Genomic DNA, 15,170 nt, shown 5'->3' on the forward strand with positions numbered 1-15,170 from the left:
GGCTCTACGGTGAATGACCTGGCCGGGTCCTTGAACGCTCCGACCGCCGGGGCCCGGCCTGTCCAGCGCGTGGTGGGCCGTCGTCCCCCGAGGCGATGAGAACCGCGGCCCACCATGCCGCCAAGAACTCTCACCCCTTCGTGGAGACACCCGTGACCGTGTTCCCTGGCACCGCCATGACCGGACTCCCGGCCCGCTCCGAAGGCCCGCCGGAGCGCCGGACCCTTCAGCAGAAGCTGCACGCCAGTGCGAAGGCCGCGTCCGACGAGCCGTCGCGGGACTGCCCCGGGGCGGCGTTCGTCAAGGCGCACGGTGACCCGGCGCACTGGCCCGGGGAAACGTGCGACGCCTACCTCGATCTCGTGCACGCCGAGGGCCTGCGGTGACCGCCCCGGTTCACGAGCGCGCCGCGTTCGATGAGGCGACGATCCGGGCGGTGATCTGCCGGGCGCTGGACAGCCTGCCGCTGGCCGTGTCCGTGGACAACATCACCTCATCGCTGGCCTGGCACACCGAGCAGCAGCTCCTTCCCGCCGTCGCGGCGAAGGACTGGGCCGCGCACGGGCAGCACGAGCTCGTGGCCCTGATCACGGGCGAGGTCCGTAAGAGGCTCGGCGCACGCCCCGCTCCCGGCGCGAGCGCCGCCGCGCGGGCCGTGTACTGCCAGGAGCTCGCCCGGACCTGCCGCGCGTTCCTCGCCCTCGCGCTCGCCGAACCCGGCGACGAGCAGCGACTGCGAGAGGCGCAGTTATGAGCGGCCGGCACGTGGACGAGCCGATCGACGACAGAGATCCGGTCCGCAAGGTCCTGCTCCTCCTCGCCGGTGCTCTGATCGCCCCCGTCGCCATCCTGTTCCACGGCCACGCGGGCACCGTCCTGTCCGGCGACGGCGCCTCGGCCCGGCCGGTTGTGGCGATGCCGGACGTCAATCCGGAGGAGTAGGAAGCGCCTTTGGGCCCTGCGGCGGCCAGTACGCTGCTCTACTCGAACCAGCGGAAGGGAACCGAAGTTGGCGCTCGCCCGATGCCCCGCTCCCGCGTCAGTACCAGTGAGTGAATCCTGGGAAATCCTGGCGGATGGCCTGCATTACCAGCGGATCTACCTGCACTTGGACCAGTGGAGGAATGCCGCGGATCTCGATGCCGCGGCCTGCGGACTCCCCGAAAGCCTGATCCCCCGCGAACTCGTGACCCGCCCGGCCCCGCCGCCCGCGCACGCGGTGCCCGTGGCCGAGGATGCGGGCTTGTCCACCTGGTTGTCGGCGCCGCAGCAGCTCGGACTCGATGGCCCCGGCAGCGGGGCTCTCGCGCCGCCCGCCCGGGGCATCGCCCGCACGCTGACGGCCGGCATCGGAGACAAGGCCACCGAGGATGCCGTGGAGGCCGTGTGTGCCGCTGCCGCCTGGTGGGTCGGTGTCCTGGCCATCATCCGTCACAAGCGAGGAGCCAAGGCCGCTCCCGCACCGCTCGGGGACGATGGCGCTCCCGTCAACGTGATCGAGGAGGCGGCGAAGGCCGTCGCACTGGGCGTGGCGACCCGCATCCTGCGGGCCCGGCTCAGGAGCGCCGGCGCCTCGGAGGCGGGCCTGCGGATGGCCTACTGCCGGGCCGTCACCGAGGGCATCATCGTGGAGCCGAAGATGCCGGGCCTGCTCGCCGCTCTCGGTGACCTTCGCCTCTTCGACCTGGTCAGCACCTCGCTTCCGTGGCGGGGACGGTTCACCAAGTACGCGGGCGGTACCGGAGCGGGGCAGGTGGAATAAGTGAACGTGTTCCCCTTCATCGTGGTCGAGGGTCTGGACGGCAGCGGGAAGACGACCCTGCGCAAGGGATTGTTCCGCCTGTTCGAGCACCTATATGGCGTCACGCCGCTGGCCGTGCTGACAACGAACTGGCTCGCCCCCGAGGCCGCCCCGGATCTGGTGGAAGGAAAGTACCGGCCGGCGCCCGAGAACCGGGACCGGTACCTGGCCGCGCTGCGCGCCGACAAGCAAGCGTCGGTGACGCGCCTGATCGTCCCGTCTCTTGCGGCCCGGCCGGTGATCGCGGACCGGTGGCTGATCAGTGAACTCGCGTTCTTCGCCGTCAAGCACGACCAGCCGCCGATGGAGACGTACGCGAAACTCGCGGACGCCATCGATGTGACCCCGAGCCTGACGATCGTCCTGGAGACGGCGACCGAGCAGTCCATGGCCCGAGCGGCCGGGCGGACCGGTGGCGAGGACGTGCGTAAGGACTGGGACGTGATCGACGTCCAGGCGAGGGTGCGGGAGGCGATCGCGGAGATCCTGTCCTGCCCGTCCGCGTTCCCGAAGATCGGGCCGACGGCGCGCATCGACGCCTCGCAGGAGAGGGCCGCGGTGCTGAGGGACGCCTGGGATGCCCTGGCTGGACACAACCTGACCCCTGCTCTGCCCATGGAGGAAGTGTGACCACGGTGATAGGCAAGCGGCCGTCCGACCGCCTGCACGGCGCCCTTGAGAAGGCACAGCAGACCGGGCTGCCCGTGCAGGCGATCGGAGCCGCGAACGCCATGGCGGCCCGTATCGCCGCTGACTCCCGCTTCGATGCCTTGTGGGTGTCCGGCCTGGAGGTGTCCACCGCGTTCGGCCTGCCCGACGAGAACGTCCTCGGCTCCCGCGACCTCGCCGACGTGGTGATGTCCTTGCGCCGGGTATGCGACCTGCCGGTGGTCGTGGACATCGACAACGCCGGAGGATCGGCCGCAACGGCCCGCCGCTACGCCTTCGACCTCACGGCGGCCGGCGCGGCGGCCGTCTGCCTGGAGGACAGCGTCTACCCAAAATGCAACTCGTTCTCCGAACACCGCGCGCAGGGCCTGGCCGACGCCGACCTCGCCTGCGCGCAGATCAAGGAGATCAAGGCGGCCTCCGCCGGGAACGTCCTGCTCATCGCCCGCACGGAGACGCTGATCTGCGGCGGAACTCTCGACGAGGCGCTGCACCGGGCGGAGGCGTACCAGGCGGCCGGAGCGGACGCCGTCCTGGTCCACTCGAAGGACACCACCGGTGATCAGGCCATGGCGACGGCGCATCGGTGGAACGGGGTGCCGCTGGTCACGGTCCCCACCGCCTTCCCGCACATCAGCCAGGCCGTACTCGGCGAGGCCGGGTTCGCCATGGCCATCTACGCCAACCAGCTGTCCCGCGCGGCCATGACGGCCATGCGCAGCGCGGCGGACTCCTTCCGCACCACGGGCATGTTCCGCGCTGATGCCCTCGCCGACGTGCAGGACCTGCTCCGCGTCGCCGACCCCGACGCCCTCGCGTGTCTGTAGACCGTCCGCTATCCGCGACCGCCTTAGGAGGACGAGCATGACCGCTCTGCCGAACATCAGCGTGTCCGTGAAAGCCGCGATCGTTCACGAGGGGAAGATCCTGCTGTTGTCGTACGACAACAGGAGCAGCGGCGGGTCGTTCCACTACAACCTGCCGGGAGGCAAGGCTAGGGAAGGGGAGTCGTTGCGGGACGCCGTGAGCCGCAAGGTTCGCGAGGAGACCGGGCTGGAGGTCCGTACCGTGCGCGAGATGTTCGTCGTGGAGTACGTGCCCGGCGAGTACGGCCGCAACCTGGGGCCGCAGCACAAGACGCAGCACAATTTCCTCGCCGAGATCACCGACGGCCGCACCGAACCCCGTATGTCCGAGCCGGCCGACCCCATGCAGGTGGGATTCGAATGGGTCTGGCTGGAGGAGATCACCACCCTGCACATCCTTCCCCGGGTCGGCCAGCACATCCTCAACGCCCTCAAGGACGACCGCGACGTGCTGGTGGACCGATGGTGAACCGCACCGTCCTCACCGCCCGGGGAGCCGCCGATACGGCCCAGCTCGCCCGCGCGCTCCCCGGGCACGCCGTGCGCGAGTTCACGGACCTGCGCGACGTCCCGCCCGAGGCTGCCAAGACAGCCGAGGTGATCGTGCTGCGCTCCGGGCTTCGGCTCGGAAGGTCCGAACTCGGCGCCCTGCCGTCGCTGCGCCACGTCATCCGTGCCGGTTCGGGGCTGGACGGAATCGATACGGGCCTTCTCGCCGAACGCGGGATCAGCGTTCACCGGAACCCCGGGGCATCCGCCCCGGCCGTCGGAGAATGGTGCCTTACGGCGCTGCTGTCCCTGGCCCGCCGTATCCCGCTCGGCGCGCGAGGCATCGACCGCGGCGAACACCTCAAAGCCGCGTGCATGTCGTCTGTGCCCGTCTCGACGATGAACGTCGCCGTGTGGGGCGCCGGCCCCGTCGGCAGGGCCTGCGCCGACGCTCTCGCACCTCACGTGGCACACACCGTCTTCGCGGCCCGGCCGAGCATCGGCCAAGACCTCGCGCAGATGCCCGCCGAAGACCTGCCGGGCTGGGCGGACGCCCACGTTGTGGCCGTTCCCCACACCATAGCGAACACGGCCCTGGTCAGCACGGACTTCCTTCGCGACTCGGCGGCCCGGAAACCTCTGCTGATCGTCGTGGGACGGCTGGCCACCGTGGACATCACAGCCTGCCTGCGAGCACTCGACACCGGGCTCCTGTCCGGCCTCGCCGTGGACCCGGTCGAAGCATCTGACATCCACCACTTCCCCAGCGGCCCCAAGCCGGTGAACCTGCTGGTGACCCCCCACATCGGGGCGCAGCGCGGCGACGTACGGGAGCGGCTGGACGCCTGGGTCACCGAAACGGCGCGGGCCCTGCTGACCGGGAAGGGGCCGGGATGAACCGGTGGTACGAGCAGCGGCTGCGCACCGCCCGCGTGGTGGCCGAGCAGCTGCGGCAGGAGCACCCGGGCGCGCAGGTCTGGCTGGAGGGTCCCGTCGGGTATGGGGTCGCCCACGCGCGCAGCGACATCGATCTGCGGATCGTCGTCCCGGCAGGGCCCGCTCCGGCGGTGCGGTCCCGGATGGCCGACGGGGTACGTGTTGATCTGGTCTCGTCCACGGCCGCCGACATGGACACGCTCCGCGCCGAGCTGGGCGCCTTCCACATGGTGGCCACCGATCTCGGGCGGTTCCGTGCCATCAGGCGGCAGCTTCCCGCGCTGACGGCGTTGCGGACAGCTCGAGTGATGGACGGCGGCGAGGAGGCACCGGCCCTTGGCGCGGCTGAACGTGACGTCTACCAGAAGTGGGCTCTGGCGGACCGGGTGCATCGTGCGATCAGCCTGGTGGAAGACCTCGACGGGCTGAGCTCGGCTGGCCTGTACGACAGCGCCGGCATGGTGTTGTGGCAGCTGTCGGTCACGGTCATGCAGGCCGAGAACGCGGCGGCCGGTCTCCCGCTGCTCGGCGACAAGTGGACCCCCGTGCTCGCGGGCAAGCACACGGCGCTTCCTTCACCGCTCTGGGAGAAGGCCGAGGGTTCGTCTCCGTGTCCGGACTGGTTCCGGCAGGCCCGGGTGCGGCTGCTGAACGCCCTGCTGGTCGCGTGGCCCGCCGCCGGCAGCCCGGACGCCCAGGTGGACCCGGCATGGGGGCGGTTCGGGTGGCTGCCCCAGAGGTACAGCGACGACTGGTCCCTCCAGTACGCCGACACCCGTATCGCCCTCACGACCGGCCAGTTCCTGGCCTGGGCCGCCCAGGTGGCCAGTTGAGCAAACCCGGATAGAAGCCCCTCCGATGGGGCCGGACGGGAGAAACCCAGTGAACGTCACCCTTGACCCGAGGCATCAGGTTTCCGATCTGTACCGGGCCCTGGACGACTCGCCCGAGACCGACGCCGTGTCGGTGATCGTGAAGGTACGCGGCGAAACCTGCGACATCGATTGCCTCCACTGCTACGAGAAGCGCAAGGAATCCCCGGGAGGGGCCCGGATCAGCGCGGACCAGCTCCGCCTGCTTCCCGGCCTGTTCCCCGGGCGCCCCATCGCTGTGGGGCTGCACGGCGGTGAACCCCTGACGGCGGGCAAGGACCACATGGCCGGCCTGCTGCGGGAACTCGCGGGCATGCCCCAGGTGGTCCGCGTGACGATGCAGACCAACGGCGTCAGCCTGGACGGAGAATGGCTCGACCTGTTCGACGCGCTGTATCCCGAGCTGAGGATCGGGATCTCCCTGGACGGCGACGCAGAGGGCAACCGGTGGCGCGTCGGATACGACGGCAAGCCCACCTATCCAGCCGTGATAGCCGCGCTGGGGCTCCTGTCCGACCGGGGTCGTCAGGCAGGGATCATCACCACCGTTACCCCTGCCGTCCTCGGGCGCCCGGCCGAAGTCCTCGACCACCTGGCCGGCTTCGCCGCCGTCCGCTCGGTCAGCTTCGTCCCCTGCTTCGACACCACCATCACCCGCCCGACCGCTTCCAGCACGAAGCGCACACCGACCAGCCGCATCATGCAGATCCAGGCCCTGAACACGGAGAACGGTCCGGCCTGGTCGATCACCCCCGATGAGTACGCCGAGTTCGTCATCGGCGCCACCGCGCACTGGATACGCGCCGGCCACTTCCGGAAGATCAGCCTGTCCCCGGCCGTGCCGACCATCCGCCGCCTCCGCGGCCTGGACACCTCCTTCTGTCACTTCAGCGCGACGAAGTGCGACCACGTCTTCACCCTGTACCCCTCGGGCCGCATGGGCAGCTGCGACGAGCTTCCGTGGCCGCAAGCACAGCTTGCGGTCCTGGACAAGGACACCACCACGGCCCGGATCACCGCCGCCCAGAAGGGCTCGAACCTCCTCGGCCAGGGTAAGTCGCTCATGAACAAGTGCGTCACCTGCGACTACCGGTCAACGTGCGGCGGTGGATGCATCGCCACCCGTTGGCGCATGAACCTCGGCGGCGACCACGACGCCTACTGCGCCTATCGCATGCGGATCATCGACGCCACCGCCGCGCTCCTCGCCGACCCCGCGCACCCGGAAGGCGCCTGGTGCCAGACCCTGCGATGGCGGCCCCGCAGCCCCAACAGCATGCGGGACATCCCCGCGTTCCTCGCCACCTGGGACGCCCCCGAGGCCCCCCGACACCGGGCCGAGCTGCACACCAGCGCCTACGGCAACATCAACACCAAAGGCCTCCCCGGCGTCCACGCCGCCGACGACCTCGACCCCGCGCACCCGCAGTGGGCGGACGCCATCGAATCGGGCGTCAAACCCCTGATCGACGTCATCACCGGCCACTGGGGCCTGGCCACCTACGACAGCTGCGAAGGCCACCAATACGACAGCCCCGCCACGAGGAACACGCGGCGGCGGCTGGGCATCCTTCCTCGCAATCCCGGCGAGTACGCGGCGGCTGCCGGCGCCTTGTGCCGTACCGCTGAGAAGGTCACCCCGCGCCTTCCCGAGCCGGTGCGCCTGATCATCGCGCGCAGCAACCTGACGTGCGAGACCACCGGCCTCATCACACCGGTACTCGATACCTACCTCGCACCCGCCCCGGCCGCCTCCTGGCCTTCCTACTTCGCGGCGCTGGGCGCCGCCACCGACCTGCTCCGGGACGCCCTCGCGAGCGAGGAACCGTCCCCTGGAGCGTCCTGCCGTTGCCCGGTCCCTCCCGGCAACGGCACCCCCGAACCGCCGGAGACGAAGAACACCTGACCGTCCCCGGCCCACCGGGCGCCGTTCGACCAGCGTCCGGCCGATCACCATCACAGAAGGGAAAAGACAGTGAACACCACCACGTGGGCGGCCGACTTCCTCGCCGCCGTACAGGACCTGCACACCGATGGTGAAGAGGTCCGCTTCACCATCCACACCTCCGAGGAAGGCGCCGACTACTGGCCGGCCGGACAGAGCGACGTCCGTTCCTGACCCGCCACTACCACCTGCCGTGATCCGGCAGGGACGCACCAGGGGACCGGGCCAGAACCGGCCCGGTCCCACCTCCGCACCCCCGCAAGGAGCCCCGTGGACCTCAGCGCACTCTTTCGCCTGCCTGCAACGGAACAGCTCCACCACCGCAAGGCCCTCCACATCCACACGACACTGGGCGCCAGCACCCCCGCCCTCCCCGCCGCGCATCCCGCCGCCCGGTACGCCCTCGCCCATCACGCCCTGGAAGGCGCGGAACGTGCCGCCCGCGACGAAGACGCCGACACCTTCAGGTGGTACGCGCAGCACCTGGACGTCAACGCCGCCTCGCTCACCGAGGAACCCTGCATGTTCCCGGTCGTGCTGGCCCCGCCGCCGAACCAGGTACAGGAATCGCCTACCTCGCATGCTCCGACCTACGTCATCGGCCCCAGCACCACGCCGGCTCCGGACCGTCTTCGGCAGATGACCCGTGTCGCCTACGACCACGCCGCCGAGAGCGGGTTCGGCGCTCTGCTCTCCGCCCACGCTGTCGTGGTGTGTCTGCTGAGCCACCGGCCCCTGACGGGAATCCTGCGAAGCTGGACCACGAGCCGACTGCCCGGAACGGTGTTCATCGACTACACCGACCACCCGGCCGTACTGGCTCGCGACCTCATCCATGAGTCCGGCCACAACTGGCTCAACGACGCTCTGGCCGCAACCGGGATCGAACTCAACGGCGAGGAAGAGTTCTTCTCGCCCTGGAAGAACACCCTTCGCCCCGCCTTCGGGTTTCTGCATGCGTGCTGGGCGTTCCCCCTGATGATGATCTACGCCGCCCGCGTACTCGACAACGCCCGAACCGCACCGGAGATACGCCGCTTCCTCGCCGCCTACCTTGACTATCAACGAGCCCGCCTCACAACCACAGGCGAAAGCCACGCGCGAGCGCTCAATCTCGTCACCGACGCCGAGCTACGACACCGGCTGAGGTCAGCACACCAAGAAGCATCCGCCCTCTAAGTAGCCGTTGCTCTATCGATCTTGGTGATCGTGGGTTCGAGTGTGCCGACTCGGTCGGGTGATCTTTCGGTCGGCAGGGCATGAAAGTGGGGCCTCCCGCACAGCTCGTGGGTGTCGAATCCAGCCGAGCAACAGGAGGCCCCCGGTGCCGCAGTCTTCCGGCTCCGTGACGTTGCCGTCCAACTCTGCACCCCTGTCGCGTGATTGTCTCGCTCACCGGTTCGGGAACGCCGGGGACCGGCCGCACAGGCGTCCGAGGTACCCCTCGGACATGACCGACGCGGAATGGGCGGTCGTGCGCGACGCGATGCCCGTACCCGCCTGGCTGGAAGGCCGCGGCGGGCAGCCGGAGGGCTACTGCCACCGGCAGCTGGTCGACGCCCTGCGCTACCTGGTCGCGGGCAGCATCGCCTGGAGGGCAATGCCCGCGGACCTCTTGTCGGTGTTCGCGGTGTAGGCGAGTTCGGCGGCGGGCTGGTACACGTCCCCGTCCGGGCCGGTGGGGTGCTCGGGAGCGGGGATGAGGTCGAGTGGTCCGCAGCCCTCGCTGCGGGCGAGGGCCTCGGCGACGAAGGCAGTGTGCACGCGGCCGAGGCCGAGCAGGTGGCCGCGCCCGTAGCGCAGGGCGGCCTGCTCGGCGGGTGCCGCAGGCATCGGCTTCGGCGAGCCAGTCGGCGGCGACTCTCCGGGCCACGTGGGTCGGGTCATGGCGGCCTCCTTCGCCGAACGGTCCCGCCGCCGCTCGTCCGGGGCCCTGCGGAACTTCGCGATCAGCACCATCCACCGAGCCGGACACCGCAGCATCGCCGCCGCCCTCCGGCACCTCTCCTACCAGACCCGCATCCGACCACTCGACCTCATTGGCCTGCCCTGATCAGCCAACTACGAGATCACACGACTTTGCAACAGCCCTGGCCGCTGGTAGGGCCGAGATCCCGTCCCCAGCCAGGGATGCTCCGTATCGCCGGGCACCGCGCCCCGGCGGCTTTCTTTGACGCAGGCCCCGCCCCGGCGCGCGCCGGGGCGGGGCCTGCGTATTCTGGAAGAAGTGGGCGGGATCCCTCCTCCCAAGCAGACGGCGCCGAGCTGCCGATGGCGCTCAGCTGTCACACCGGGTGGTGTCTGTTGTGGCTGTTTCCAGTACTTCCACTCTGTCCGCCATGCAGGCCATTCATTCGCCGCGGGCCGGGGATGCCGCCGAAGTGGCGAGAGCCACCTCAGACCGGGACGGTGGCGGTGGGACCTTCTTCTTCGACACCACACACATCACCGGGGCTACGGTCGCTTCGGCCCAGATCACGGAGGCTGGCTTCGACCCGGCTGCCCCCGGGCCGATCGTCATCACGGCCCCTGGCCATCACTTCGTCAGCGGCCAGGTCGTGCTCGTCGAAGGGGTTCGCGGGAACACCAATGCCAACGGTCAGTGGATGATCGCGGTCGACCCGCATAGTCCGGATTCCTTCACGTTGATCGGTTCCAGGGGCAATCGCCCGTACGAGGGCGGCGGCAGGGCTGTGAGCGTCACCGTGACCACCTTCGGGCCACACGGGCTCGCGCCGGGCGGGCGTGCGGTGGTCGACGGGGTGAACGGAAAGGACGGGTTTTCGCTGGACGGTCGGTATCTGCCCGTCGGGGTAACGGCGCCGAACACGTTCACTCTCGCCGTTGCTCCAATCGGCCTCTACTCGAGCGGAGGTTCGGTGGGCGACGAAGGCCTGTCGTTCCCCTGTAGCCGCGCGTCGGGCGCGTCGGGGCGCTGGGTACGGCGGCGTGACGTCGCGGAGCTCAGCGTTGCGTGGTTCGGCGCGGTCGGTAACGGCGCCGCCGATGACACCGAGCCGCTCCTTGCCACGATTCGCGCGACCAGAGCGGTCACCGGTGGTCATGGTGTCTATCTTCCGGGTGGGAATTTCAGGATCACCGCCGAGATCATCACCGGGGTGTCGGACTTTGGGATTTCGATCCGCGGCGCAGGAACGGCGCAACCCGTATTCGGTGGCACCCAGATCACCGCGAGCGGGACCGGCATGCGGTCAGTCCTCTCGATCGGCGCAGGCTGGGTGACGCTCAAGGGCATCAGCCTCAACGGGGCCGGCGTCGCCGATCACGGGCTTCATCTACAAGGCGCGGCGGGGTTGCATCTTGACGATGTGTTCGTCGGCGAAACAGTCAAGGACGGCTATCGGGTGGTGGGAGGTTTTGCCGACGATGGGACGCTCGCGAACAACGACAACATCTATGCGCGAGAGGTGTCGGCCGTGCGGTGCGGAACGATGTTCTGCTCGCCGTCGGTCGCCGACCGGTACTCGAACCTCCGGCTCACGACGCCGGTCGGTGGAGCGGTGTCTTGTCAGGCCGGCGATGTCAAGGTCACCGGAGCCGGGACGGACTTCACGTCGATCCCGGCCCGGCCGGGAGACTTCATCGTCATCGGCGATCACATGGACGACGGCACCCTCGAAAGACTGGAGATCGTCAGCATTGACGGCCCGGACCGGATGACGGTTCAAGCACTCCACCCGCCAGCGCGGACGCTGCCGAACCAGCCGTTTGCCATCGGGGTCGGCGACGGCTGGAGCGACGCACTCGAAGGGGCGGGCGAGGACCTCACGACCCAACTCGACTGCAGCCGGACGCGCATGGACACCGGAAAGTTCACGTCGTGTGCCGGTAGCGGCATTGTGAGCCGCGCCCGATACGGCCCGCTGCTGGAGAACCAGGAGTTCTTCGGGTGTGGATTCGCTGGCATCGTGATCGGCACACTGTCGCCACGGAACGGCTTGGGGTTCAACACGGTGATCTCGCACCCGTACTTCGAAGCCACCCCCTTCCTCGGCGGATGCGTCTTCATCGGCCAGGCCCGAGGCATCACGATCGACCAGCCGATGTGGTTCGGCCACCCCGACCATCGACGTCTGGTCTTGAACGAGGTCTCCGACCGCAACTCCGGGATCATTGGTTGCCTGGCTGACTTCGTGACGGCTGGCGGCGCTACCGGACTGCAACCGGTCGGTTTTACGACCACGAGCGGCATCGACGCCGTACACGGCAACAATTTCACGAACCGAGGCACCTTCACGATGCCCAGTTCAGGGGCGGCGGTGATCATCGATCGAAGTCCTTGGACCACACCGATTCCGGTGGCCGGGCGGAACCTTAGCTTCGTGGCGGATCGGGGCAGCATCGACTCGGCGGCGGACATCACCGCCATGCCCACATTCCTGGCGGGCGCCGATGGACAAGAGATCGCGGTCTGCAACGTCAGCGAACATCCGCTGACGTTCCACGACTGCAGACTCGCCCCTGCCGGCACACTGGGTACCGGCCTCGTCCTCGACTGCGAGCCGGGCGGAAGTGTTTCCCTGCCGCGGGGGCGGATCCTGACCCTCTACTTCTCCTTGGTCAACTCCATGGGCGGGCGGTGGACCCAACGAGGTGCCGTCTCCACCTCCACCCCCGTCATCTCCTCCCTCGATCCGGGAATCGCCCACGTGGCCGGGGGCGACTCAATCACGGTCACGGGGAAGAACCTCGATGAAGCGATTCAGGTCTACATCGGCTCCCTCGCCAACGTCCGCGGGACGATCACCGCGAAGACGTTCGCCTCGCTCACATTCATTACGCCGCCGCTGCCCGCCGGCACCTACAACGTGCTGGTGCTGACCGGACACGGGGCGAGCAACGTGCTGCCGATCAAGACCGTGAGCTGACTACTCGCCATCGTCGGGCCGAGCGATTGCGGGTCTGTACGGTCTTCGGCTCAGTCCCGTAATCGGAGGTAACGAAGGGTGACGGTCGCCTTAGAAGATGTCCCACCGTGCGTGGCGGTCGCCTCGTCGAAGGGATTGCAGCCGGTGGTTGAGCTGGTGCTGGGCCGCCCGGTCGCCTTGGGCGGCTCGTCGGACGAAGGAGCCCAGGGTATGAAGGTCGCGGATCTTGATCAGGGTGAGGAGTCCTGGCCAGGAGCGGGGGTCGTGTCCGTAGGCACTGGCGAATGAGTCGATCTCGCGCGGTGTGCGGCCGAATCGGATCCCCTGGAAGGTGTTGGCCAGGTCGAGTTCGCGGGGGCCCTGTGCGGCTTCGTCCCAGTCGCCCAGGCGTACTGACGTGCCGTCCCAGACGGTATTGCCCGGGTAGGCGTCGCCGTGCACCAGTCCCACGCCGAGCGGGGAGGAAAGGCTGCTGAATTCGGCGGTGAGAGCGTTGATTTGCTCGAGGAGCCACGAAACCGTCTCCGGTGGCAGGATGCCGTTCCCGCCGGCAATGTCCTTCAGGGATTCCAGCGGCCGGTAGGCAGGCAGTTCGATAGGTGGGCTCGGCAGTGAGTGCAGGTCCTTGAGGAGGGCGCCCAGGTGCCCGGCTGTGGGCACGGTGCCCGGTTGGGGGTAGTGCCTCCAGAAGGTGATGGCGTAGGGGCCGTGGAGGAGAGGCTGGCTGATGTCGAGGGGCTCGACGGTGGGGAACTGGTGGGTCATGAGCCAGCGGGTGAGCTGGATTGACGTTGTGATGGCGTGTGCCTTCGAGGCGGGGCTGAGCCGTGCGACGACCTGGGGGCGGGGCAGGAGGTAGACCCCCGTCGCGTGGCGGCGCAGGGGCGTGATGCCGTCGGCCTTGATGCCGATGTCGCGGCACGCGGTGCGGAGGACGTCCTCGGCCGCTATGGGTGTCGTGGTCATCGTGGTCAGGGTAGGGGTGGGGTGGGGCTGGCGGTACAGGCGTGGGTGAGTTCCAGAAGCCGGCGGGCCGCAGGCCTGGCGAGGGCGGCGGGTTCGTTGAGCATGGCCTTGATGCGGAGGAGTCCGGTGCCGAGCTGGCGGATTCTCAGCGCGGGTGGCAGTGAGGCCACGTGGTCCAGTGCCTGGGTGGCTGCCTCGAGGTCGTCCTGGGCCACTTGGGAGACGATGATGTCCACGCGCGCCAGTGCTTCGTCGCCGTAGGAGCGCTGTTCCTTGGGGCCGCTGGCGTACAGCTGGACCGCGTTCCGGGCGTGCTGCTCGGCGTGCTGGTGCTGGTCGAGGAGGCTGTAGGTGCTGCCGGTGTAGTACTCCGTTTTGGCGAGGGGGAAGCTGAGCAGGCCGCCGAAGGCGGTGATCTCGTCGAAGGCCGGGCGCGCTTCGCGGGCTCGGCGCATGCGGTCGAGGGCGGCGAGCGCGCGCTGGCTGTCGCCCAGGCGGGCTGCTGCTCGGGCCTCGATGGCGTGGATGCGGACACGGGATTCCCCGGCCGGCGCGAGGGCGGCGGCGGCTTCGGCGTGGCGCAGGGCGTGGTGGGGCTGGGGTGACCATTCGGCCAGGAGCGCGCGGGTTCCTGTGATCCAGGCGCGCAGTGCGCGGTGGTCGGCGTGGGTGGCGCAGGCCCACGCGGTGCGCAGCTGGGCCATGGCGGATCGTTCGTCGCCGAGGTTCTGGGACGCGTGTGCCATGAGCAGGCAGGTGGTGCCGGTGAGTACGAAGAGTTGTTGAGTGTGGTGGGGGGTCTGGTGGCCGCGCAGGAGGCGGAAGAGGCGGTCGCGCAGGGCGACGAGGTCGGTGAAGACGTGGGTGAGTGGTGCGTGGACGTAGTCGGTGGCGATGCGGCTGACGTCGAGTGCGAGGTATTCCAGCGTGTCGTCGTCGCAGTTGCTGGGGGTGATCAGTTCGGTGAAAGCGAGAGAGTCTTCGGCTGCCTGGGTGGCCAGGGCGCGGAGTTCCGTGCTGTGCTCGAGGCTGTCCTTCTCCGGGTCCTGATCGCTGCACGCGGTGCGGTTTTTCTTCTCCTGCGGGGAATCCGGGATTAAGTCGGCCGGAACACCAAGCGACTTCAGCACATCGGCTTCCCTGGCTGGAGGGAGTCGGCGTTTTCTGGATTCGATGCGGGAAAGGTATGCCTGATCGATGGTGATCATTTCGGCGAGGTCCACCTGGGAGAGCCCGCTGAGTTTGCGCACGGTCCTCAGTAGCGCGCCGTGGTCCCGCTTGGCGAGGGCTTCACGGACGTCCTGATTGCTCCATACCGCTGGCGGCAACTGTGGTACTGGCGGCTCGGCATCACCGATATGTGCGGTGCCTTTACACGCATCGCACAGTGCTCCGTGGCTGTATTTGCCTAACCGGGTGGGGCAGTTCCGGCATTTTCGGACGGCGGTCATCATTCTCCCGGGGTGCGTTCCTGCCCAGCTTCTCTACCATACCCATCTGCTATGACTGATATGACTGTCGTCATATGACAGGTTTCCGTCATATGACATGCCTGTCATATGCGTTCATGCTGTGGGATGCGCTATCTCTGTCTGCGCGTTGGCCTTCGCAGAAATGTGAATGTGCCGGTTGCGCTATCGATGGAGGAGGTGCCGTGGTGGAATCGGTCGTCGCGAGGCTGGCTGCCTGGCACGGCACGACTCATCTCCCGGGAAGTACAGCCCGCACCCTGTTCCC

At 68.6% G+C, this 15,170-nt stretch carries 18 protein-coding genes; 15 read left to right on the top strand and 3 right to left on the bottom strand.

Annotation, left to right across the window (positions count from 1 at the left end; genetic code table 11):
* Positions 1–152 precede the first annotated feature (152 nt).
* The 13 genes from RM609_RS32450 to RM609_RS32510 all read left to right on the top strand — a co-directional run bounded on the left by RM609_RS32450 (position 153) and on the right by RM609_RS32510 (position 9,214).
* The gene (locus tag RM609_RS32450) at positions 153–386 is read left to right on the top strand and encodes a hypothetical protein (RefSeq protein ID WP_311615923.1); all 234 of its coding nucleotides are present in this window, start codon (positions 153–155) and stop codon (positions 384–386) included.
* On the top strand, positions 383–754 hold the full coding sequence (locus RM609_RS32455; protein ID WP_311615925.1) for a DUF6415 family natural product biosynthesis protein: 372 nt from the start codon (positions 383–385) through the stop codon (positions 752–754). The genes RM609_RS32450 and RM609_RS32455 overlap by 4 nt, the downstream gene beginning before the upstream one ends.
* Positions 751–942: a hypothetical protein gene (locus tag RM609_RS32460; protein WP_311615927.1), complete on the top strand. Its 192-nt coding sequence runs from the start codon at positions 751–753 to the stop codon at positions 940–942. The genes RM609_RS32455 and RM609_RS32460 overlap by 4 nt, the downstream gene beginning before the upstream one ends.
* 106 nt (positions 943–1,048) lie before the next feature.
* Entirely contained in the window at positions 1,049–1,762 is a 714-nt protein-coding gene (locus tag RM609_RS32465; RefSeq protein WP_311615929.1) for a hypothetical protein, read from the top strand.
* Positions 1,763–2,431, top strand: coding sequence for a dTMP kinase (locus tag RM609_RS32470; RefSeq protein WP_311615931.1), 669 nt, complete (start codon positions 1,763–1,765; stop codon positions 2,429–2,431).
* Positions 2,428–3,297 (top strand): isocitrate lyase/phosphoenolpyruvate mutase family protein, encoded by an 870-nt coding sequence (locus RM609_RS32475; protein WP_311615933.1) that lies wholly within the window; start codon positions 2,428–2,430, stop codon positions 3,295–3,297. Before RM609_RS32470 ends, RM609_RS32475 begins: the two co-directional genes overlap by 4 nt.
* 37 nt (positions 3,298–3,334) lie before the next feature.
* The gene (locus RM609_RS32480) at positions 3,335–3,805 is read left to right on the top strand and encodes an NUDIX domain-containing protein (protein WP_311615935.1); all 471 of its coding nucleotides are present in this window, start codon (positions 3,335–3,337) and stop codon (positions 3,803–3,805) included.
* Positions 3,799–4,722, top strand: coding sequence for an NAD(P)-dependent oxidoreductase (locus tag RM609_RS32485; RefSeq protein ID WP_311615937.1), 924 nt, complete (start codon positions 3,799–3,801; stop codon positions 4,720–4,722). The genes RM609_RS32480 and RM609_RS32485 overlap by 7 nt, the downstream gene beginning before the upstream one ends.
* A complete protein-coding gene (locus RM609_RS32490) occupies positions 4,719–5,594 on the top strand; it encodes a nucleotidyltransferase domain-containing protein (RefSeq protein ID WP_311615939.1) in 876 nt (291 codons plus the stop codon). The genes RM609_RS32485 and RM609_RS32490 overlap by 4 nt, the downstream gene beginning before the upstream one ends.
* A gap of 49 nt (positions 5,595–5,643) precedes the next feature.
* Positions 5,644–7,539: a radical SAM/SPASM domain-containing protein gene (locus RM609_RS32495; RefSeq protein ID WP_311615941.1), complete on the top strand. Its 1,896-nt coding sequence runs from the start codon at positions 5,644–5,646 to the stop codon at positions 7,537–7,539.
* A gap of 69 nt (positions 7,540–7,608) precedes the next feature.
* Complete coding sequence (locus tag RM609_RS32500; protein ID WP_311615943.1) at positions 7,609–7,752, top strand: hypothetical protein; 144 nt, start codon at positions 7,609–7,611, stop codon at positions 7,750–7,752.
* A gap of 96 nt (positions 7,753–7,848) precedes the next feature.
* The gene (locus tag RM609_RS32505) at positions 7,849–8,757 is read left to right on the top strand and encodes an aKG-HExxH-type peptide beta-hydroxylase (protein WP_311615945.1); all 909 of its coding nucleotides are present in this window, start codon (positions 7,849–7,851) and stop codon (positions 8,755–8,757) included.
* Between the two features lie 307 nt (positions 8,758–9,064).
* Complete coding sequence (locus RM609_RS32510) at positions 9,065–9,214, top strand: hypothetical protein (RefSeq protein ID WP_311615986.1); 150 nt, start codon at positions 9,065–9,067, stop codon at positions 9,212–9,214.
* Here the strand turns inward: RM609_RS32510 and RM609_RS32515 are convergent.
* Positions 9,145–9,465, bottom strand: a complete 321-nt coding sequence (locus tag RM609_RS32515) for a hypothetical protein (RefSeq protein ID WP_311615947.1) — start codon at positions 9,463–9,465, stop codon at positions 9,145–9,147. The two genes, RM609_RS32510 and RM609_RS32515, sit on opposite strands and share 70 nt — an antisense overlap.
* On the opposite strand from RM609_RS32515, the gene RM609_RS32520 reads away from it, so the two are divergent.
* Together RM609_RS32520 and RM609_RS32525 are read left to right on the top strand one after the other, a co-directional pair.
* Positions 9,464–9,631, top strand: coding sequence for a hypothetical protein (locus tag RM609_RS32520; RefSeq protein ID WP_311615949.1), 168 nt, complete (start codon positions 9,464–9,466; stop codon positions 9,629–9,631). The two genes, RM609_RS32515 and RM609_RS32520, sit on opposite strands and share 2 nt — an antisense overlap.
* A 286-nt stretch (positions 9,632–9,917) precedes the next feature.
* Positions 9,918–12,467 carry an IPT/TIG domain-containing protein gene (locus RM609_RS32525; RefSeq protein WP_311615950.1) on the top strand — a complete coding sequence of 850 codons (2,550 nt, stop codon included), beginning with the start codon at positions 9,918–9,920 and terminating at the stop codon, positions 12,465–12,467.
* Positions 12,468–12,557: 90 nt separating this feature from the next.
* Here the strand turns inward: RM609_RS32525 and RM609_RS32530 are convergent, their stop codons facing one another.
* Both RM609_RS32530 and RM609_RS32535 read right to left on the bottom strand, forming a co-directional pair.
* The gene (locus RM609_RS32530) at positions 12,558–13,433 is read right to left on the bottom strand and encodes a phosphotransferase family protein (RefSeq protein WP_311615952.1); all 876 of its coding nucleotides are present in this window, start codon (positions 13,431–13,433) and stop codon (positions 12,558–12,560) included.
* A gap of 5 nt (positions 13,434–13,438) precedes the next feature.
* Positions 13,439–14,887, bottom strand: a complete 1,449-nt coding sequence (locus tag RM609_RS32535; RefSeq protein WP_311615953.1) for a helix-turn-helix domain-containing protein — start codon at positions 14,885–14,887, stop codon at positions 13,439–13,441.
* Between the last annotated feature and the right edge of the window lie 283 nt (positions 14,888–15,170).

The organism is Streptomyces hesseae, from assembly GCF_031845785.1.
Classification (GTDB): domain Bacteria; phylum Actinomycetota; class Actinomycetes; order Streptomycetales; family Streptomycetaceae; genus Streptomyces; species Streptomyces hesseae.